Here is a 20,781-nt window from a genome sequence, read left to right as displayed (position 1 = left end):
CCCTTTCTGTACTCTATTGCCAACCATCTGTGCCGTACATATCTACATTATCTTTATTGATCATAAAGACTTCTTCATAGACTTCCTTCTCATAATCGTTTCCATCCAGAATATTGTCTGCTGTCTCTGCAGCTTTCTTTCCTATGTTAATCGGTGACTGTGCTGCTGTCCCTACAATCTGGTTCTCTCTTTTCTTTAATTCTTTCTTAATATCCGGTGAACCATCCACACCGTAAATCAGTACTTTATCATTACCGACAACATTCACTGCTGTCTTTGCCGCAACCGCAAGCTGGTCATTGCCGCACATGATCGCAGTCAGATTCGGGTATTTCTTCAACATCTTCTCTGCTGCCTTCAATGCTTTGTTAAATTTTCCTTTTGTATCTGCTCTGTCTACTACTTCAAACCCTTTTTCTGCTTTGGAGATCGCCTCTTCAAATCCGGTGATACGTTCATTCATGGAATTCTGTGTCGGGCATTCCAGAATTGCAACGGTTCCTCCGTCCGGACTCTTTTTGATTAGATCTTCTCCGCAGATATATCCTGCATTCTTATTATCAGAGCCTACGTAGGCATCCACATAGGACATCTCTTTTACCTGCGTATCTACATTAATGATCTTCACACCGGCATCCTTAAGTTTCTTAAGAGATGGTGTGATCTTCTCCCAGTCTACCGGGCTTAAAATAATGGCATTGATACCATCCTTTATCATCTCATCAATCTGCTTTGCCTGTTTGTCCGCATTCCCGCCTGGATCTTTTGTGATCAGAGTAGAATCATCTGCTTCCACAACTTCTCTCGTCGCACTTTCCAATGTAATAAAATACGGGTTCTCCATATCGATCACGGAAAATCCGATTAAGTACTTTTCCTGATCTGCATTTTCGTCTGTATCTTCTTCGGCTGTTGCATTATCTTCCGGTGTTCCTACATCTTTTTTGCATGCAGTCATTCCTAACATGCAGACTAACAGGACTGCCAGAAGCAGTGATATTTTTTTTCTTAACATGCTGTTTTCCTCCTTATGTACACGCAGATTTATTTTACAACATTTTTCTTAATTTGGCTACTACATCCTTGCTTTTTGCCTGTTCCTTTGATAGAGTTAAGTTATCTTAGAAAAAGGAGAATTATATTATGAGTGAACAGAATATGAACACAGATGAAGAGCAGATCACAGTAACTCTTACAATGGAAGACGATGAAGAGATTGACTGCGCAGTTTTAACTACATATTCAGCAAACGGAAGAGAGTATATTGCGCTGCTTCCTCTGAATGAAGAAGGTGAGAGTGAAGACGGTGATGTTTATCTCTACCGCTACGAAGAAGTAGACGGCGAGCCGACACTTGGCAATATCGAAGACGATGACGAATACGACATCGCTGCCGATGCATTTGACGAGTGGATGGATGAGCAGGAATTTGAAGAATTATAAGAAGAGCTCTTTTACAAAACGGGAAGGACTGCAGTCTTTTCCGTTTTTTTCTTTTACATAACTGATGACAAGCTGGCGTTTTGCCCGTGTCATCGCCACATAGAACAAGCGCCTCTCCTCTTCCGTCTCATCCTGCATGACAGCCCGCCTGTATGGCATGCTGCCCTCATTTGCGCCAAGGATAAATACGGTATCATATTCCAATCCTTTCGCCCCGTGCATTGTCAGCATACAAATGCCTTCTTTTTGCGTTTTTCTGCTGTTTTCCCATAAATTTTCTTCATATTGCTCAATGTGCGCAAACCACTCTGGAATTGTCGCATACGCTTTTGCTCTCTCCTGAATCTCATCGAGCACCTCAAACAGTTCTTCTGTACACAGTCTGCGGTAAGCGGCATATTCTTTCAGAAATGCATCGTAACCGACTCTTTTTCGTATATACTGGATCGCTGCATACGGACTTTTTCCTGCAATCATCTTCATATCCCATTCCAGTTGATCAATGCGATCCTGCATCCATTTTTTATTCTGGTAATATTTCCTCAGGCTTTCATAATCTGCCCTGTCACTGCGCATGCTGTCCCGGCTGATGTAGCGGTTCGGGCGGTTTGCAATCCTTAAAAGGTCTTTCCTTGTGACAATTCCTTCTGCCAGGTGCAGATAGCTTTTGATATCCTGTCCGATAAAATGTTCATATATATTATATAAATGTTCTTTCATCTGAAACGGTATCTGATGTTCCATCAATGTTTCCGCCATCACTCTTGCCTCAGCAGCAGTGCGGTATAAAACCGCAATTTCTTCATACTGTATCCCACTTTTTAAAGTTTCCCTTATCCGGTCCAGAATATACCTGCTTTCTTCAAACGGATCTCTCACTTCCTGTACATGAACTGTCAGATCTGCTTTCTGTTCTGCCTTGATTTTCTTCAAAAAGCGATTTTTATTATTTGTGATCACACGCAGCGCTCCATTCACAATATGTGCTGTTGAACGGTAATTCACATCCAGCAGGATTTGCTTTGCCTGCGGATAATCTTTCATAAACTGCTGCATAATTCCCGGACTCGCTCCGCGGAATCCGTAAATAGACTGGTCATCATCCCCCACTACAAACAGATTGGCGTTTTCGCCCGCCAGCATCCGCAGGACATCATACTGTACCCGGTTAATATCCTGAAATTCATCCACCAGAATATACGGGAAACGTTTTTGCCATTTTGCCAGTATATCCGGTCTGCTCTCAAACAGGAGGCTGCACTCCAGCAGCATATCTTCAAAATCCAGCTTATGAAGACGCTTCTTTTCCTTCTCATAAGCAGTATAAATATCCCGAAAACGATTTTCGCCATATTGCTTTGCTTCATATGTTTCTATATTGTAGCGGTGATTCTTCACATTCCCAATCTCCTCCGACAGATTCTTAAGAAAATCTTCTTCCCGGAGCAACTCTTCATCCTCACCCCAGTCCGTCTTCGAAACGATCCCTGTAAGCAGATTTTTTCGTTCTTCTTCTGTCAGAAGATTCGCGGAAGTAAGTCTGTAAGCCCACTTTAAAATCCCGTAATAAACACCGTGAAATGTTCCAAATGTCACCGCTGACGCCTGCTGTTTCATAACTTTGGCAAACCGCTGTTTCATTGACTTTGCCGCATACTTTGTAAAGGTAAGGACCAGAATTTCTTCTGGTCTTACCTTATAATTCATGATCAGATATTCAATTCTTTTTGCAATGGTAAGAGTTTTCCCTGAACCGGGACCGGCAAGAACCATACAAGGTCCTTCCTTATGGGCGACCGCCTCTTTCTGAGCATGATTTAATTGCATATATACCTCTATTTGCTTAATAATTCAATACCTTTTTTAATTCTGGCTACAGATTCTTCTTTGCCAAGAATCTCCATAATCTCTGTAGCACCGCCAGGTGTGCTCTGTTTTCCGGATACCGCAGTACGAATCGGCCACATAACGAAACCAGTCTTGACACCTTTTTCATCAACATATTTCTTCAGAAGAGCAAATAAAGCATCATTGCTGAAATCATACTGCTCTTCCAGGAGCGGAAGTACTTCTTTTAATACTTCCAGAGAATTTTCTTCGTTTGTTTTCATCTTCTTATGACAGTACATTGCTGTGTCATATTCCGGAAGTTCTTCAAAGAAATCAATCTGATCCTTGATATCCGGGAAAATCTCAATTCTTGTCTTTACTAATCCGGCAATCTTCTTCAGATCATAATCTTTTGTAATAACTTCCTGAATATACGGTTTTGCCATTTCAAAGAATTTGTCTTCGTCCATGGCTTTCAGATATTCTCCGTTCATCCATTTTAATTTCACAATATCAAATACAGCCGGAGACTTGCTCATATGACGGTAGTCAAATGCTTTCACAAGTTCTTCCAGTGAGAAAATCTCCCGATTATCAGATGGGCACCATCCAAGAAGTGCAACATAATTTACAACTGCTTCTTTCACAAATCCCTGATCGATCAGATCTTCATAAGAAGAATGTCCGCATCTCTTACTCAGTTTCTTATGTGTCTCGTCTGTGATCAGCGGACAGTGCACATAAGTCGGAATCTCCCATCCAAATGCTTCATAGATCTTGTTGTACTTCGGTGCAGAAGATAAATATTCATTTCCACGTACAACGTGTGTAATTCCCATCAGATGGTCATCAATAACATTCGCAAAATTGTAAGTCGGATATCCGTCAGATTTGATAAGGATCAGATCCTCCAGCTCATTATTCGGAACCGTAATATCTCCATAAATGTCATCTTTGAAAGTTGTTGTTCCTTCTGTCGGCATATTAAAACGGATAACGTAAGGCTTACCTGCATCCAGATTTGCCTGTACTTCTTCTTTGCTCAGTCCCAGACAGTGTTTATCATAGACAACAATCTCTGCACTTCCCTCTCCGTCTACTTTGCTTTTCAGTGATTCCAGACGTTCCTTATCGCAGAAACAATAATAAGCATCTCCCTGCTCAATCAGCTGTTTGGCATATTTCAGATACAGTCCGGATTTGTTTCTCTCGCTCTGTACATATGGTCCAACTCCACCATCTTTGTCCGGGCCTTCATCATGAACGAGTCCTGTCTCTTCCAGTGTATGGTAGATGATCTCCAGCGCTCCGTCAACGAAACGCTCCTGGTCTGTATCTTCAATACGGAGAATAAAATCTCCATCCTCATGTTTTGCAATCAGATACGCATACAATGCTGTTCTTAAATTTCCGACATGCATTCTCCCTGTCGGACTTGGGGCAAACCTTGTTCTTACTTTACTCATGATTCTTATCTCCTAACTATATATTAATTTAAAATATTTTTCTTTTTTCTGTGATATTTCAGCTGCTTCCAGTAGCCTTTCTGGAACACATCTCTCGGAATGGATAATACAATGGCAATTCCAAGGACTATTCCAAACGAAACCTTGACTGCTTCCAGGCCTTTTGATGCTGCCATTCCCAACTGATTCATAACCAGATAATAAGTTGTATAATAAATCCCGGCACCCGGCACCATCGGAATCACTCCGGATACAAGGAATATCGTGATTGGGCATTTCATCCGCACGGTCAGCATACGTGATAATAATACCACTACCAGTGTACCACAAAAAGAAGCAATTGCAGCCGAAAGTCCTGCATATTCTTCCAGTATCAAATACACACACCAGCCTGCTGCACCTGTAATTCCACATCCGATGTAAAAATGTCTCGGTACACTAAATAATACTGCAAACGCAACCGCTCCTGCAAATGCACAGACTCCATTGGCAATCAGTTCTACTATCATCCGACAATTCCTCCTAACGTGTGATAAATGCTAAGAGTCAGTCCGACGCCGATCGCAATATACACAAATACTAATAATGTATCAATCATTCTGACTGTTCCCGACAGAAAATCACTGTCTGCAATCTCGCGGATTGAATTGACAAATGCCATTCCCGGAACCAAAGGCATAAGCGCACCAATGATCATACCATTTAACTGCACCGGTGCAAGCCATGGCACCTCTCTCGCTGCAAGCGCCAGCCCGGTAATGATCACGCCACCTGCAATATTACTGATAATCTTAGACATATGATATCTTCTCGCCAGCAGTACCCAGCAATAGAGGATACAGCCAATAAAGAACGCAACAACGCTTTCTCTCGCCGTCGCTCCAAGAAGATATCCAAGACATCCACTTGCAAATCCGGCACCTATGATCTGTACACCCGGATGTATCGGCTCAATTTTGTCGATCTCTTTTAATCGTTTCTGCGCCTCTTCCAGTGACATCCTCCCGGCTGATATCGCTCTGGAAAGCGAATTTACTTCCGCAACAATCCCCAGATGTGTTCCCGATAAAGGTACATTCTTCACCTTTGTGTACACTTCCTCTTCTCCGCTCTTCGCCGTAACAAAGATGGCATGACTCAGAGTAAATATATCTACCTGATCAATATGAAAACGGTTGCATATCCGCGTCATCGTCTCTTCTACACGGAAGATCTCGCCACCATTCTTCAAAAGGATCCTTCCTGCTTCCAGTGCCACATCCACGACTTTTTTTATATCAATCTCTGCTTCCAGCCGCTTCTTAAAATATACCATATCTGTAAGCGGAATACCATCATCATAAACAGGTTCTTTGTATTTTTTCAGAAAATATCCTGCTAAAATATGAGAATTAGAAAATCCACATTTTTCAAAAAAGCCAAGCAGTTTTCTGCAATTTCCGATTCCCACATACAATTCGTCACACCGGTCACTGTAATGCTCACAAATATAATGAACCATATATTTACCGTAGCCACATCCACGCGCTTCTTCCATGGTTACAATGCTCAAAATCTCGCACTTCCGGTTTTTCCGGAATCTGACAGCACAGATCGTTTTGATCACTCCGTCTTCCTTTAACAGAAACAGATCCATTGTATCCAGTTTTTTTTCCAAAGCTTCTTCGTTCGGATCCGCAAACTGTAATAAATCAAGATATTGGATTTTGTTGTCTTTTACTTGTTGAATTCTCATGCGTAGCTCCTATGTACCTAATCCAACACATTATATCACCACATTTTCCAAATATCAACCTCGCGGTGTTGCAACAATTTCTCCAGTTGTTCTGTACAATACACCTTCTTCACTGTAATAATAAGGATTTCCGGACGCTGCTTCTATATAAAGAAGATTTGGAAGTCTGTCAAAAATTCCGTCTGCGATATAATGAATGTTCGCCGGAATATATACTTCCATGATCCGATCTTCCACTCCATCAAATGCACTTGCCGCAATCCCTGTGCATGAAGCAGATGTTGGAAGCACAAGAAATCCGTCTCTCAGCATCGTATCTGCATTGGTACATGCTGTTACGTAACCATTTGCATCACATACAAATCCATCAAATTCTTTCCAGCCGGCATACAAACGGATATTTTTCACATCTATTACTCCTGAAAATGGCTTTGTACATCCTACATCTTCATACCATCCGGTAAATACTTTTCCAGGTCTTGTCGGTACTTCAAAATCCTTTTCTGAAAATGTCTTTTCTGCAAAAGAATACTCACGAATTGCCGGAATACCACCGTTAGCATCAAGTGTCACACTCCATGGAACTTCCGTCTCCAGCTTTTTCTTTGTATCTTCTGCCACCGAAGAATCCGAAAGAGCCGTCTTCACAGATTCTTTGACAGTTGCCGCCTTTGTCTCATTTTCAGATTCGCTAACTGTTGCTGCATACGATCTCTTCACAGACTTTTTCATAGCAGGCTTTGAAACTCTGGTTGCTGATCTCGCAACTGATGATCTCGCAACTGGTGCTTTTGCAGCGGTCGATTTTGCAACTGATGCTTTTGTTTTAAGTGCTGATTTTACATCTGTCTTTCCAGACACTGTCATTCCCATAGCTGCTTTTCTATGTTCAGACATATCTTTAAAATTAACTTTCGCTCCTGCTGTTCCTGCAAATAGGTTCGCTCCTGCTGTTCCTGCAAATAGGTTCGCTCCTGCCGGTCCTGTATGTGTTTCTTCTATCACCGCCTGGTGCATGGCGGCCCCATCCGGCAATCCTTCTCCTTTTCCCTTCCAGGTTGTCACGCCCAGATATAAGAGTGCCAGACTTACCAGAACAAATATTCCGGTCACAGTATTTCTTGTTGTCATCTTACTGCGGAATGCACATATTCCTTCCACTTCCAATCCCTGATTTAATTTCTTTAATACGAGTTCCATAATGCCACCAGCCTTTCCGGTTCTTTCTCTTATAAGTTCATTATAAATTGACTCACAAATAAAAGAAAGTGGCGTCTTGACACATTGTCAAAACGCCACCCGGTCAGACTATGACTTTTTTATCATCAGACTAATTAATATATCCGGCTTTCTTTAATTCTTCTTCAGCTTTTGCAAGATTTGCATCCGATACACGGATGATCGGTCCGGTACATCCCATTCCGCTCTCTGCATAAATATTGAGTTTCCACAGGACTTTAACTGCATCCTCAAGATCCATAACTTCGATTCCTGCGATCTGGCTTGTAACGATCTCCTTCGGTGGCTCTTTTACATCTTCTTCAGCCGCTGCCGGTTTGTTCGCTGCCTTTCTTGCCTCAAGAATCGCTTTTAATCCAGCTTTGTTTGCTGCTGCAAACTCTGCTTTTGCGATTTCAAATACTTTGCTTCTTACAAGCTGTGCTGCATAGCGGATAGCTCCTGCGATAAGCGGTGCTCCACTTGCTCTTGATACGATCATGACTAACTGGTCATATCCTTCTCCGATTCCAGGTCCATATCCGTAACCTGTTGCCTCATAGCTTCCTCCCGTTGTGTATGAAGACAGCATCTTAATCAGGATATTTCCTGTAAGGGAATCTGTTACCATGATATCCGGAGTTCCCTGCAGTACGTCATTTCCTCTCATGACACATCCACCGTCTGCTCTTGCTGACTCTGCAAATGTAATGTCATATCCGTTTTCTTTTAATTCTTTTAATGCTTTTTCTGTCTGGCGTGCACCGTCTACATTCAGGATTCCAACTGTAGGATTTACTTTTCCACATGCTTTTGCTGCAATGATTCCGTAAATCGTATTCTTGATCATTCCTTCGATACGGTCTGCACTAGATGTTCCGGTTGTATTTGCCACGAACATTTCTTTTCCCTTGGATGGTGTGATCGCACGTCCGACTGTGGATACTCCGATCGGGAATGGGAAATGCATGGTAACTGCTCCGTCTACTTCCTTGTTTGCCAGCATTTCTTCCATCTTTTTGTGGCCTTCCTCATCATCTGCCACTTTGACGGTTGTAACGCCTTCTGCTTCCAGAGATCCAATGTAATAAACATCAATCCCTTCTTTTGCAGCCATGAGCGCTGCTTCCATCGCATTCTCTTCGCCATGCTCAGATCCCATTCCTGTAAGCGCGATCTTCGGTCTTTTACCAAAGCTTCCTGTTTCCAGTCCCTGCGCCATCTCAAGGAAGGTCTCTGCGATCATTTTTTCAATTTTATCTGCCATTATAATGTACCCCCTTATTCTGCCATCAGGGTCGCTGCAAAATCTTTCATTGCTTTTGCGATTAAGCCTTTTACTTCTTCCTCTGATACTCCGGATGCTGCTTCTTCTTCAGCTGCTGTATTTCCGTGAATTACGAAAGATACTCCATCGAATAAGTTTGTCATACGTCCAAGGAACAGACTTCCTTTTCCGATGATCATGGCATTTTTGATCTTTCCTTCTAAGATATCTTCACGTGCAAATCCTACAAATGGTACTCCTGACGGGATATGTCCCTGTGTCGGTGCCCATCCGGTCAGTCCGTGATCTTTTGTAAATGCTGCCAGCTCTTTTCTGTCAAGCTCGCCTCTCTTTACTGCCAGAGCAGCGATCATCTTATAGTTTGCAAGCGGTACATCTCCTGCTCCTGCCGGTTTTGTGATATCCGGGTTCTGCATCTCCGGTGAGAATTTATCGATATCTGTAATCTTCATTCCTGCTCTGTCAAGCGGATCAGCTACCAGGCTTCCGATTACGTTCTGCGGTGCAGATCCAGTTCCTACTGTGTGGCGTCCTAACATGTTCAGATCGATCTCCGGGTTTACTCCGTCGTTCTCTGCGATGATCACACAGAATCCGCCCAGGCAGTCCTCTAAGATCGGAAGTTCTTTTTTCACATGGTCTTTTCCGTTCATTCCTAATTTAGCTGTACATCCACCTGCTGTAACAGCTACGCATTTGTATGCTCCGGATTTAACGAGTGCTGCTGCTTCGATCAGTGCGTGTGTCGGTGCTGCACAGAATCCTCTTGCGTCAGATCCTGTAGCGTTAGACAGTCCGGCAATCTCAGCTGCTGCTTTAGCGAAGTTTCCTCCACCTCTCTGGTTCATATCTCCACATGCTTCCTCAGCACAATCGATAACATACTCTACGTCAGATTTTTCGATTCCTGCATTTTTAACTCCGTAAAGCAGTGCTAAAACACTAGATGCTTTACTCATTAAGTTTTCATGCATAACGTGAGAAGATAAGTTTACATCGATATCATGAGCTGGTTTTACACATCCAACTAATTTGTCTTCGAAGTAAAGAGGCTCTGCGTGATCGTCTTTAATCAGTGCTTCGATCTCATCGATCTCTACACCTTCATGTAACAGAGCTACAATATCTTCAGTGATAACCGGGTCAGCTGCAAATGCATCTTTGTGTGCTGCTACGAATGCTTTCTCCAGTCTTACTACTTCAAACATATCACAAGCCTGAACTAAAAGAAGGAACTCTTCTTCCGGCATGATCTCACCATATTTTCCATAACGCTCTGCGCCTTCCATCTTCTTGTCGAAGTATGGGAACTCAATCTCAGCTAACTGATCCGGATGAGCATTTCCGATGTATGTCTGGTTCGGCCAGTAAGCTACAACATCCTCATAAGAACGTAAGTGCTTCGGTACCTCTTTCAGATACTCTGATTCCGGGTTAACGATTCTTTCTGTTGTCTGAGTTGTTCCATTATATAAAACCATATCTGGAGTGTGTGCTAATACATAGCTTGCTCCCTTAATTACACTGTTCATTGGTTTTCCACCTTTCCTTTTACGTAAACTTTTACTTTGTCGTATACAATCAAGACAAAAAGAGGGCTCCCCTTATGCGGGGATCGCACCGGGTTCGCCCTCTAAACACAACATGATCTTTAACAAAAAATGATTAGTTTTCTGCTGCCTGCTCTCTGATAGCATTCATCTCATCTACGATGTCGTCTACGTCAAGAACCATTTCCATCATGCTTACCTGTTCATCATAAACTGCTTCGTCAAATTCCTTTTTGATCTCTGGCTCACATACGTGATAAGTCGTAAGTCCAAGCTGGACTCCTGTCAATGGACCTGCGAAAGTAGGATCGCCTAACATTACAGTCTCAGCTGCAAGACCTGCAGCTTCGCCTTCTGCTGCACCAAGAACTACTACTAAGTTCTCTGCACCATACTCCTCTGCGAACTCTTTTACTCTCTTCTGGTTTTCCAGATCCATTGCGCCTGCGCTTGTTCAGACGAAACATTCCGTTGATGAGAAAATTACTTCAGCACCAGCTGTTTTTACGCATTCTGCGATAGCCGGTCCCGGAATTCCATCACGGTCTCCGATAATTATTGCTTTTTTGCCTTCTAAAATAGCCATAATTACTCTTTCTCCTTTCTTGTATTGTATACTAACAACTTGATCAAATATCTATGATTATAGAAACAACATCCAGATTAGATGTATTTCTTAATCAACTCTTCGATAGACTCTGGTGTACAATCATCTTTTACCAGCTCTTCTACTTTCTCTCCGTCTTTGTAAATTGCCATAACCGGCAGACCTAAGATTTTCTGAGAGATTGCAAGACGACGTGCCTTTGTTGTATTCAGGCATGTGAATTTCATCTTGTCACCATATGTATCTGCATATTCATGTACTTTTGGCATCAGAGCCTGGCATGGAACACATCCATCACCGAAAAAGTCTACAAATACATATCCTTCTGCTTTTAATACTTCTTCTTCAAATGTTTTCTTATCTACTTCTAACATTGCTTATCTCTCCTTATTAAATACAAAATTTGACGAATTAAAAAGGTTTTAGAAATAATCTGACATACTTCTCTCAACCTGAACGGCTGCGATTGCTCCATCAGCTGCTGCAGTTACTACCTGCCTCAGGCTCTTCACACGAACATCACCTGCTGCATATACACCCGGGATGTTTGTATGCATGTCTGCATCTGTCTTGATGTATCCACGCTCATCCATGTCGATAATTCCTTCAAACGGTTTTGTATTCGGTACTGTTCCGATAAATCCGAACACACCAAACATTCCGTCTTCTTCATCTGCTTCCACTGTTGTAACTTCACCAGTTTTCACATTTTTCACTTTCATCCACTGGAGAATATCATCTCCACCGACTTCTTCTACAACTGTATCCCACATAAAGTGCAGTTTTGGGTTCTTGAAAGCCTTTTCCTGAATGGATTTTGCAGCACGAAGTTCGTCACGTCTGTGAATGATTGTAACTTTTCTTGCAAATTTTGTCAGATACATAGCTTCTTCTACTGCGGAGTCTCCTCCACCAACTACGTATACCTCGAAATCCTCAAAGAAGTTTGCATCGCATGTTGCACAGTAAGAAACACCTTTTCCTGTGAACTCTGCTTCCCCTTTGCATCCGATTGGTCTTGCATGAGCTCCTGTAGCGAGGATGACATGTCTTGCTTTGTATTCTGCTTTTGAGCTCTTTAACACTTTTACATCTCCCTCAAGAGATACTTCTGTAATTGTGTCAGATACACGCTCAGCTCCGAATTTAGCTGCCTGTTCTGTCATTCTTGCGATCAGGGACGGTCCGGACTCACCTTCTACGATCTGTCCCGGATAGTTCTCGATCTCATCTGTGATTGCAATCTGTCCTCCGTCCTGTCCTTTTTCAAGAATCAGTACAGAAAGACGACTTCTTCCTGCATACAGTCCTGCCGCTAATCCGGCAGGTCCTGCACCAAGAACGATAACATCATAAATCTTATCCATGTCTGTTACGTCTCCTTTTCATTAATAGTATTCTCATACTCTACTCGAAAATAGTCTGTCCGTCAACCTCTGTTGTAAGAGCTTTCAGAGCTTTCTCTACGATCTTACGACGAAGTTCTTTTTCCTCATCTTTATCCAGTGCCGGATTTCCAAGTGGATGAGGGATTGCGATAGCCGGAACGATTCTGTTAGCACCAACTGTCATGGAAATTGGTGTTACTGTACAGATATGTACTACCGGAATTCCTGCTCTCTCAATTTCTTTTACCATCGTTGCACCGCAACGTGTACAGGTACCTCAAGTAGATGTGAGGATTACTGCATCTACCCCATCAGCTACCAGTTTCTTAGAGAATTCATCAGCAAATGCTTTTGCAGATGCAACAGCAGTACCATTTCCTGTTGTAGTATAGAATAAGTGATGTAACTCACCGATAATTCCTTCTTTTTCCATATCACGAAGAACATCAACCGGAAGTACACGGTCAGCGTCTTCATTTGCGTATACTGGATCGTATCCACCATGAGCTGTCTCATATGTGTCTTCTGTCAGATCCGTAACACCTGTAATATCATACTCACCATAGTGGGAAGCACTTGAACTTTCGATGTGATCCGGATTTCCCTTCGGAACGATACCACCGGAAGTAACTAATGCGATCTTAGCATGTGCAAGGTCTTTTACAGCCGGATTCGGATCAACTCTGTCGAAGTCTGGCATTGGGAACTCTGTCTCGAAAGGTTTTCCAGCCAGTTTCTTAATGAGCATCTTAACAGCTCTCTGAGATCCTCTTTCTTTTTCAAAGAAGTTTACACGAATACCGTTCGGCATATATCCTTCTTCTGCAGAAGAACCGATTTTCTCACCTTTTCCAAGTTTAACAGCCAGAGGAGCCATCTTCTTAACAGCGTCTCTCATACCTGCTGCACTGTTCTTTGTAGAGACCATGTATACCTGGTTTTTAAACATATCAGCACCTGGGTTCTCTACATACATACCAGTCAGGGAAGGAATACCAAGTTCTTCCTGAACTGCTGCTGCGATAGTACCGCAGGCAACTCCGTAACGTCCAGCGTTGAAAGCCGGTCCTGCAATAAAGATGTCCGGAGCCTGTTCTTTAACCATCTCAAGAATCTCTGCTTTTGCTTTTTCAAGATTCTCGTTGAAATAAGAGTCACCACATACGATTGTTGCAATGATCTCTGCTTCATCTTTAAAATTCTGTGTTAATGCCATACCTGGTCCAACAACTTCGCCAACACGCAGTTCAACCGGGTAATCTGCTTTTTCTTCTCCACCAATCTGTGCAAAGAACTGATTGATGTAATGAACAACTTTTAATTTAGCCATTATTCTATATCCTCCATTCCTTATCTTGCACTCAGTTTATTGAAACCAGTTTCGTTTGTTGCGCCTGTCAGAACCTGAAGCTCAACTTCAAGAGATCCGTCCTCGCGCAGTGTCTCTTCACTTGCACCAGCAATCTTTGTTACATAGTCAAGAGTTCCAATTACTTTGTCAAGTTTCGGCAGGATAACTACCTGGTTTGCATTTCCGCCTGTTACTACTGCATCAGCAGCCTGATCAGCATCAGCAAGTGACTGAGATTTTCCATCACGTCCGGCATACTCGTCTGTGATGATTACAGTCTTAACGCCTTCTGCTTCAATCTTCTTACAATTCATGATAAGGTCTGTATCCGGGTTACCGAATCCTTCCTGAGATACAATAACTCCATCCAGGTCTAACATCTTGCAAAGTTTTGCTGTCCAGTCAGAAGAACGCTGTTTATCAGCAAGATATACGTTCTCGTTTGTGATAATCTGGCAAACAAAGTTTAATGTTTTTCCGTGCTGTTCAAATAAGTCATGTACAACCGGGTTGTTCAGATGAACATATGTAGGGTTCTTATCACATGCAGATACACAGTTACCGGAAACAATTGCTCCGTCCATGATCTCTGTAGGGCTTAAAATTGTAGGAACGATTTTCTTAGCATCTACACCATATACATATGTGTCATGAAGAAGTCCCTGGCTCTGAAGCATCTGTACATATGCAACTCTCGGCAGGTCCGGATATTTTTCCATTCCTTCTTTGATTGTGCATGTCTCGTAAACTTTTGTCTCATCCGGTGTCAGATCACGTGCTAACTCACCAATGTAAGTTGCAACTCTGAATCCAGCGAAACGAACTGCTTTTTCGTATTCATGCTGTTTGATATTGTCAATTGGCTCACATACCATAACCAGGTTTAATGTCTTGGAGAATGGTGTGTAATCTGCTCCAGGACCTGTCATATCAATGATACCTTCCTGGAATCCCACGATCTTACCAGCTGTAACAACAGCCATTCCTTTTAATGCGTAAGTCTTTCCTTCTCCAACTGTGTCTACTTTAGAGATAACTCCCGGGAAGATTCCTCCTCTTCCTTCAACTTTAACTCTAGGTTCGATAACATCTTTAACAGGTGTGATTCTTACAGACTCACCCGGTTTTGCAATGTCAAATGATACGCTCTTAATCTTTTCGTCCTCAAGAGCTACTGCCTTAACGGCTTCTTCGGATACATAAAGGATTCCGTCTTCAATCTTTGACTCAGATGCAAACTGAATATCCTTGATGTAAATGTGTCCCATTTCTAATCTCACTTTAAGTTCCCTCCTTAAAAAAATTATATTGTTTAAGCTGCAACGCTCGACAACCTCACTCAATGACTTACCAGGCATCTGCTGATGCCAGGCCGCTTTCCAGCAGAGTCCAGTCAATCAACTGAAAATCTTCCAGTACGCTTTCTCCATATCGTCCAGTCTTATCTTGGAATTTATGGCATGCATCGATTGCATTTTCTATAATCGTAAGCGACCTTCTGTCCACTTCCTCCTTTCCAGCTGAAATCAAAACCGATTTGTATGGTGTCTCATTTGGCTTCACGCTTCCGGATAACGGATGCGTCAGAAGTAAATGTCCGTCATGTATTCTGTCTCTGACTTCCCGGAGAAGTCCTTCATAAGTAGTTTCCAGATATATTACTTCGTGTGTCTTCTCAAGCTTATCGAAGACCAGTGGATTATTGGTCAAGACTATATATTTCCCCCTGTTCATCCTGAACCGTATCCTCCTTTCCGGCCTGTTGCCTCGGCAATCGATAAATACAATAAAAGTCATCGGTATTCCAAATAAAAAAGGACGTCCAGATATACAATTATATCTACGGCGTCCTTCCTGTCTTTTGCCCTGATAAATTGAAATCATCGATAAGCTTTATCACACAGCACAAGATTCAGAATGTGGTACATTTTCCAGTCCTTTTGCCTGAAAGTTTCACCTTTTTGCATACCCACCATGTATGTCCGGCTTGCCTCTTCGGCGGCTGATCCGTTCAACTCTCTCTTGGAAAACATCATCCCACGAATATTCTTTTCATAGAAAATCATTACACAATTTTCATAGACATTTTTTATATTATTTATTGCCTATGTCTATAATAACTTATTGTAACTTTTTTTGCAACCCATTATACTAATTAATATTATTTTGGTGAGTATGCACAATTTTCATTCCTAATTTTTGTTATATTTATTAGTTGATTTTATAATATTTATTAAAAGCGTCTATAAAAAACGACATTTATGATTGTCCTGCATTTCATCCACTTATAGATAATATCTATTTATTCTTTTTAAAGTTCTGATAGTAATCATCATGCAACTTCTTAATCGTACCGCTCAGAACAATCAGACCGATAAAGTTCGGAATTACCATCATGGAGTTGAAGCAGTCTGCCATATTCCATACGAGATCTACCTGTGCAAGTGATCCAAGCACTACGCACACAGCAACTAATACGGAATATACTTTTACAGCTTTTGGTCCAAACAGATACTTAATATTTGCCTGTCCAAAGAAATACCAGCCAATAATTGTTGAAAATGCGAAGAAGAACATACAAATCGCGATAAAGATATCTCCGCCTTTTCCATACAATGTAGAGAATGCATACTGGCTTAACTCTGCACCTGTCTTACCACTTGGAATAGACTTCGTTGTAATAATTACAAATGCTGTCAGGTTTAGTACGATAAACGTATCGATAAATACACCGATCATTGCAACAAATCCCTGCTCGACCGGATGATCTACTTTTGCAACTGCATGCGCATGTGGGGTAGAACCCATACCAGCCTCATTAGAGAACAATCCTCTTGCAACACCTTTTGTAAGCGCAAGTTTTAATGTCGCACCCACAGCACCACCGGATACTGCTGACGGATTAAATGCTCCAACGACAATTGCCTGGAATGCATATGGAATATTCTTATAATTATAAATAATAACAATCAGCGCACCAAGAATATAGAAAGCTGCCATGATCGGTACGATCGTCTCTGTTACTTTTGCGATACGCTGCATACCACCTACGAATACAAATAACGCGATCAGTGCAACTACAACACCAACTGCTGCCTGTGGCACACCAAATGCTGTATGGAAGGCTGCTGCGATGGAATTGGACTGTACTGCATTACCCATAAATCCAAGCGCCAGGATGATCAATACTGCAAAAATTCCGGCAAGTACTTTTCCAAACGTTCCTTTAAATGCTGCACGGATATAATATACAGGTCCTCCTGTGATCTCTCCGTCAGATCCTACCTGCTTATACTTCTGTGCAAGTACAGCCTCGCCAAAGATCGTTGCCATTCCCAGGAATGCTGCAATCCACATCCAAAAAATAGCTCCCGGTCCTCCGATTGCAAGAGCGGTCGCCGCTCCGGCGATATTACCGGTTCCTACCTGAGCTGCAATTGCTGTTGCCAGTGCCTGGAATGATGACATTCCATCTTTGTCAGCATTGCCTTTTTTACTGAACAGGCCGCCAAAAGTCCGGCGCATTCCTTCTCCAAATCCACGTACTTGAATAAAACCAAGCTTAAATGTGAACCAGATTCCACCTCCGAGAAGTGCGATGATCAACACATAATCAGACAGATAGTGCTGAATTGTCAGAACAAGATCGTTTAATGTTTTCATTGTTACATCCCCCTTTTCTTTGTATAGATTTTCCGTATATTTATACGAACTTATTCATTACACCTATCATAACACTTATCTATATACAGCGCAATATGTACAAAACCTTCTATATTTTCTTTGTGTATTTTATACATTGTGTGCAATCGCGCTTATTATTTTACATACAAAAAACGGCGTAAACTCGTTCGCTTACACCGTTTTTTTGTCAAGTTATTTTCATCATTAAAGATTTTTTCGTCACAATTACTATTGCACGTTTGTAACTTCTATCTATTCGTTTCATCTATAGATATTCTTTATATATTCCATATATTTTACACGTTAATTTCCGCTGTCATTCCAAGAATTTCTTTATTCTCTTCAAGCATTGGGCGTACAACATTGTTCAGATAATTGTCTACCTGAACCGGTGCGCGTCCAACATATTTGGACGGATCCATTGTCTTCTTCAGTTCATCAACACTCAGATTGAATGCCGGATCTGCTGCAATCAGTTCCAGAAGATTATTGTCCAGCCCTTTTTCTTTTACATTGCGTCCTGCTTCCATAGAAAGCTCACGGATTCTTTCATGTAACTCCTGACGGTCACCGCCTGCTTTTACAGCATCCATCATAATATTCTCTGTTGCCATAAATGGAAGCTCTGACATCAGACGTTTCTCGATTACTTTCGGATATACAACCAGTCCATCTACAACATTCAGGCAGAGATCCAGAATACCATCAATTGCAAGGAATCCTTCCGGCACACTCAGACGTTTATTTGCGGAATCATCCAGCGTTCTCTCAAACCACTGCGTTGCAGATGTGATTGCCGGATTCAGCGCATCTACTATCACATATCTGGATAAAGATGCAATTCTCTCGCTTCTCATCGGATTACGCTTGTAAGCCATTGCGGATGATCCGATCTGTGTCTTTTCAAATGGTTCTTCTACTTCTTTTAAGTGCTGAAGCAGACGGATGTCATTGCTGAATTTGTGTGCACTCGCAGCAATTCCTGCCAGTACATTAATTACTCTTGTATCTACTTTTCTGGAGTAAGTCTGTCCTGAAACCGGATAACATGCCTCAAATCCCATCTTCTGTGCGATCATTGGATCGATCTTATCAATCGTCTCCTGATCTCCATCAAACAGTTCCTGGAAACTTGCCTGTGTACCGGTAGTCCCCTTTGAGCCAAGCATCTTCAAGCTTCCTTTTACATACTCCAGATCTTCCAAGTCCATCATAAATTCCTGCATCCACAAAGTTGCACGTTTTCCAACCGTTGTCGGCTGCGCCGGCTGGAAATGTGTAAATGCAAGCGTCGGCATATTCTTATGCTCATCCGCAAATTTGGCAAGTTCTGCAATTACATTTACCAGTTTTTTCTTCACAATATCCAGTGCCTCGGACATCAGGATAATATCTGTATTATCTCCTACATAACAGGATGTTGCTCCAAGATGAATAATTCCTTTTGCCTTCGGACACTGTTTTCCATATGCATATACATGAGACATTACGTCATGACGCACTACCTTTTCACGTTCCTTTGCGACATCATAATTAATGTCTTCTGCATGCGCTTTTAATTCATCAATCTGTTCCTGGGTAATTGGAAGTCCCAGCTCTTTCTCTGTCTCTGCAAGTGCAATCCACAGTTTTCTCCATGTGCGGAACTTCTTGTCCGGCGAAAAAATATACTGCATCTCTTTGCTGGCATATCTTTCTGAAAGTGGGCTCTGATATCTGTCGTTTGTCATCGTTTTTTTCTCCTTATTCTGAATTATATTTAAATAATTTATATCTTCTACTCAAAGGCAAGGGATACATCTCTGCCCGGCACTTTCATCGGATAATTGCCTGTAAAACAGGCATCACAGTAACTTAAATCCCCAACCATATCTTTCAACTTCTCAACTTCCATATATCCAAGAGAATCGGCTCCGATCATCTCCCGGATCTGTTCTGTCGTATGCGAATGTGCAATGAGCTGATCATCTGACGGAACATCTGTACCGAAATAACATGGATGCAAAAACGGCGGCGAGCTGATTCTTACATGCACTTCTTTTGCCCCTGCTTTCTTCAACATCTTAATAATATTCGCACTTGTTGTTCCGCGAACAATCGAATCATCTACCATAACAATTCTCTTGCCTTTTACAACTTCTTCAATTACATTCAGCTTGATCTTTACACTACTCTCTCTCTGGCTCTGTTTCGGCTTAATAAATGTTCTTCCGACATAGCTGTTCTTATGAAATGCCATTCCATAAGGGATTCCTGACTGTTCAGAATAGCCTTTTGCAGCCACCAGACCGGAATCCGGCACACCAACAACCAGATCTGCCTCTACCGGATAGGACTCTGCCAGTGCCTTTCCGGCAAGGATACGTGCATGATAAACATTCACATTATCAATCGTACTGTCCATACGCGCGAAATAAATATATTCAAAAATACATCTTGCCTGCTTCTCAGGCGAAATTGCCATAGACTTATCAGAAGTAATACCATTCTTCGTAATTGTTATGATCTCTCCCGGCTCCACATCACGTACAAACTCTGCATCTACAGCAGCAATTGCACAACTCTCTGATGCAAGAAAATATGTATTGTCTCTCTTACCGATACACAGTGGTTTCAATCCAAATGGATCTCTCGCTCCAATCAGTTTACGCGGTGAACTCACGACCAGCGCATAGGCACCTTTGATCTTCTTCATCGCATTTTTTACTGCATCTTCTGCGCAGGAAACATTCAGTCTTTCACGCGCAATATGATAAGCGATCACTTCCGAATCAATCGTCGTCTGGAAAATAGCTCCGGTATACTCCAGTTCTCTTCTCAGCTCGATCGCATTCGTTAGATTACCGTTATGCGCAATTACCAGTGTACCTTTGACATATTTCAGTACAAGCGGCATTGCATTCTCTGCTCTCGTTCCTCCGGCTGTTGAATACCTGACATGTCCAACGCCCAGATTACCGTGCAGTGTCTGTAACGCTTCTTCATCAAACACTTCATTTACAAGTCCCAGTCCCTTTTTTGAATGCACTTTGCGTTCACCATATGTATCTGTCACAGCAATACCGCAACTTTCCTGTCCTCTGTGCTGTAACGCAAAAAGCCCATAATATACAGATGGGGCAACATCGCCTCCGTCCATATCATAGGCTCCAAACACTCCGCATTCCTCGCTCAAACCTGTTGTCATTTTTTCCAATTCACCCATGAATGCAAGACTCCTT

Annotated in this window: 18 protein-coding genes and 1 riboswitch; of the genes, 1 reads left to right on the top strand and 17 read right to left on the bottom strand. The window is 42.1% G+C overall.

Annotated features, from left to right (window positions below; genetic code table 11):
* Window positions 1–13: 13 nt before the first annotated feature.
* Window positions 14–1,015 (bottom strand): sugar ABC transporter substrate-binding protein, encoded by a 1,002-nt coding sequence (locus tag H8S07_RS05005; protein WP_021860703.1) that lies wholly within the window; start codon window positions 1,013–1,015, stop codon window positions 14–16.
* Window positions 1,016–1,143: 128 nt separating this feature from the next.
* On the opposite strand from H8S07_RS05005, the gene H8S07_RS05000 reads away from it, so the two are divergent.
* Window positions 1,144–1,443 carry a DUF1292 domain-containing protein gene (locus tag H8S07_RS05000; RefSeq protein WP_021860704.1) on the top strand — a complete coding sequence of 100 codons (300 nt, stop codon included), beginning with the start codon at window positions 1,144–1,146 and terminating at the stop codon, window positions 1,441–1,443.
* Here the strand turns inward: H8S07_RS05000 and H8S07_RS04995 are convergent.
* The 16 genes from H8S07_RS04995 to purF form a co-directional block, all read right to left on the bottom strand.
* Window positions 1,438–3,270, bottom strand: coding sequence for an ATP-dependent helicase (locus H8S07_RS04995; protein ID WP_186855570.1), 1,833 nt, complete (start codon window positions 3,268–3,270; stop codon window positions 1,438–1,440). The genes H8S07_RS05000 and H8S07_RS04995 overlap by 6 nt on opposite strands.
* Window positions 3,271–3,278: 8 nt before the next feature.
* Window positions 3,279–4,739, bottom strand: coding sequence for a glutamate--tRNA ligase (gene gltX, locus H8S07_RS04990; protein WP_021860706.1), 1,461 nt, complete (start codon window positions 4,737–4,739; stop codon window positions 3,279–3,281).
* Window positions 4,740–4,762: 23 nt separating this feature from the next.
* Window positions 4,763–5,248: a threonine/serine exporter family protein gene (locus H8S07_RS04985; protein WP_021860707.1), complete on the bottom strand. Its 486-nt coding sequence runs from the start codon at window positions 5,246–5,248 to the stop codon at window positions 4,763–4,765.
* Window positions 5,245–6,474: a GNAT family N-acetyltransferase gene (locus H8S07_RS04980; protein ID WP_021860708.1), complete on the bottom strand. Its 1,230-nt coding sequence runs from the start codon at window positions 6,472–6,474 to the stop codon at window positions 5,245–5,247. Before H8S07_RS04980 ends, H8S07_RS04985 begins: the two co-directional genes overlap by 4 nt.
* Window positions 6,475–6,528: 54 nt before the next feature.
* Window positions 6,529–7,674, bottom strand: a complete 1,146-nt coding sequence (locus H8S07_RS04975) for an InlB B-repeat-containing protein (RefSeq protein ID WP_118519222.1) — start codon at window positions 7,672–7,674, stop codon at window positions 6,529–6,531.
* 130 nt (window positions 7,675–7,804) lie between these two features.
* Window positions 7,805–8,959, bottom strand: coding sequence for a glycine/sarcosine/betaine reductase complex component C subunit alpha (gene grdD / locus H8S07_RS04970; RefSeq protein ID WP_021860710.1), 1,155 nt, complete (start codon window positions 8,957–8,959; stop codon window positions 7,805–7,807).
* A 14-nt stretch (window positions 8,960–8,973) separates the two neighbouring features.
* Entirely contained in the window at window positions 8,974–10,512 is a 1,539-nt protein-coding gene (grdC, locus tag H8S07_RS04965) for a glycine/sarcosine/betaine reductase complex component C subunit beta (protein ID WP_021860711.1), read from the bottom strand.
* Window positions 10,513–10,645: 133 nt separating this feature from the next.
* Window positions 10,646–11,116: a glycine/sarcosine/betaine reductase complex selenoprotein A gene (gene grdA, locus H8S07_RS04960; protein WP_117537328.1), complete on the bottom strand. Its 471-nt coding sequence runs from the start codon at window positions 11,114–11,116 to the stop codon at window positions 10,646–10,648.
* Between the two features lie 77 nt (window positions 11,117–11,193).
* Window positions 11,194–11,511, bottom strand: a complete 318-nt coding sequence (gene trxA, locus H8S07_RS04955) for a thioredoxin TrxA (protein ID WP_021860714.1) — start codon at window positions 11,509–11,511, stop codon at window positions 11,194–11,196.
* 48 nt (window positions 11,512–11,559) lie between these two features.
* Complete coding sequence (gene trxB, locus H8S07_RS04950) at window positions 11,560–12,504, bottom strand: thioredoxin-disulfide reductase (protein WP_021860715.1); 945 nt, start codon at window positions 12,502–12,504, stop codon at window positions 11,560–11,562.
* A 40-nt stretch (window positions 12,505–12,544) separates the two neighbouring features.
* Window positions 12,545–13,855: a glycine reductase complex selenoprotein B gene (grdB, locus tag H8S07_RS04945; protein ID WP_117537329.1), complete on the bottom strand. Its 1,311-nt coding sequence runs from the start codon at window positions 13,853–13,855 to the stop codon at window positions 12,545–12,547.
* Window positions 13,856–13,875: 20 nt separating this feature from the next.
* Window positions 13,876–15,156, bottom strand: coding sequence for a glycine/sarcosine/betaine reductase component B subunit (locus tag H8S07_RS04940; protein WP_021860718.1), 1,281 nt, complete (start codon window positions 15,154–15,156; stop codon window positions 13,876–13,878).
* Window positions 15,157–15,223: 67 nt separating this feature from the next.
* Window positions 15,224–15,610 (bottom strand): GrdX family protein, encoded by a 387-nt coding sequence (locus H8S07_RS04935; protein WP_021860719.1) that lies wholly within the window; start codon window positions 15,608–15,610, stop codon window positions 15,224–15,226.
* 188 nt (window positions 15,611–15,798) lie between these two features.
* A riboswitch (glycine riboswitch) is annotated at window positions 15,799–15,911 on the bottom strand.
* 263 nt (window positions 15,912–16,174) lie between these two features.
* On the bottom strand, window positions 16,175–17,539 hold the full coding sequence (locus H8S07_RS04930; protein ID WP_118660542.1) for an alanine/glycine:cation symporter family protein: 1,365 nt from the start codon (window positions 17,537–17,539) through the stop codon (window positions 16,175–16,177).
* Window positions 17,540–17,856: 317 nt separating this feature from the next.
* Entirely contained in the window at window positions 17,857–19,290 is a 1,434-nt protein-coding gene (purB, locus tag H8S07_RS04925) for an adenylosuccinate lyase (protein WP_186855569.1), read from the bottom strand.
* A 47-nt stretch (window positions 19,291–19,337) separates the two neighbouring features.
* Window positions 19,338–20,765, bottom strand: coding sequence for an amidophosphoribosyltransferase (gene purF / locus H8S07_RS04920; RefSeq protein ID WP_186855568.1), 1,428 nt, complete (start codon window positions 20,763–20,765; stop codon window positions 19,338–19,340).
* Window positions 20,766–20,781: the final 16 nt, after the last annotated feature.

Source organism: Dorea hominis, assembly GCF_014287705.1.
GTDB classification, from domain to species: Bacteria; Bacillota; Clostridia; order Lachnospirales; family Lachnospiraceae; genus Dorea_D; species Dorea_D hominis.
The sequence above is the reverse complement of the archived record's forward strand: the minus strand, read 5'-3'. Positions and strand labels throughout refer to the sequence as shown.

Excerpts from the sequence above, each read along its gene's own strand:
- H8S07_RS04975 (WP_118519222.1), bottom strand. The coding sequence starts at position 7,674 with ATGGAACTCGTATTAAAGAAATTAAATCAGGGATTGGAAGTGGAAGGA.
- H8S07_RS05005 (WP_021860703.1), bottom strand. The coding sequence starts at position 1,015 with ATGTTAAGAAAAAAAATATCACTGCTTCTGGCAGTCCTGTTAGTCTGC.
- trxA (WP_021860714.1), bottom strand. The coding sequence starts at position 11,511 with ATGTTAGAAGTAGATAAGAAAACATTTGAAGAAGAAGTATTAAAAGCA.
- trxB (WP_021860715.1), bottom strand. The coding sequence starts at position 12,504 with ATGGATAAGATTTATGATGTTATCGTTCTTGGTGCAGGACCTGCCGGA.
- H8S07_RS04995 (WP_186855570.1), bottom strand. The coding sequence starts at position 3,270 with ATGCAATTAAATCATGCTCAGAAAGAGGCGGTCGCCCATAAGGAAGGA.
- H8S07_RS05000 (WP_021860704.1), top strand. The coding sequence starts at position 1,144 with ATGAGTGAACAGAATATGAACACAGATGAAGAGCAGATCACAGTAACT.
- purB (WP_186855569.1), bottom strand. The coding sequence starts at position 19,290 with ATGACAAACGACAGATATCAGAGCCCACTTTCAGAAAGATATGCCAGC.
- H8S07_RS04935 (WP_021860719.1), bottom strand. The coding sequence starts at position 15,610 with ATGAACAGGGGGAAATATATAGTCTTGACCAATAATCCACTGGTCTTC.
- gltX (WP_021860706.1), bottom strand. The coding sequence starts at position 4,739 with ATGAGTAAAGTAAGAACAAGGTTTGCCCCAAGTCCGACAGGGAGAATG.
- H8S07_RS04980 (WP_021860708.1), bottom strand. The coding sequence starts at position 6,474 with ATGAGAATTCAACAAGTAAAAGACAACAAAATCCAATATCTTGATTTA.
- H8S07_RS04930 (WP_118660542.1), bottom strand. The coding sequence starts at position 17,539 with ATGAAAACATTAAACGATCTTGTTCTGACAATTCAGCACTATCTGTCT.
- purF (WP_186855568.1), bottom strand. The coding sequence starts at position 20,765 with ATGGGTGAATTGGAAAAAATGACAACAGGTTTGAGCGAGGAATGCGGA.
- grdC (WP_021860711.1), bottom strand. The coding sequence starts at position 10,512 with ATGAACAGTGTAATTAAGGGAGCAAGCTATGTATTAGCACACACTCCA.
- H8S07_RS04985 (WP_021860707.1), bottom strand. The coding sequence starts at position 5,248 with ATGATAGTAGAACTGATTGCCAATGGAGTCTGTGCATTTGCAGGAGCG.
- grdD (WP_021860710.1), bottom strand. The coding sequence starts at position 8,959 with ATGGCAGATAAAATTGAAAAAATGATCGCAGAGACCTTCCTTGAGATG.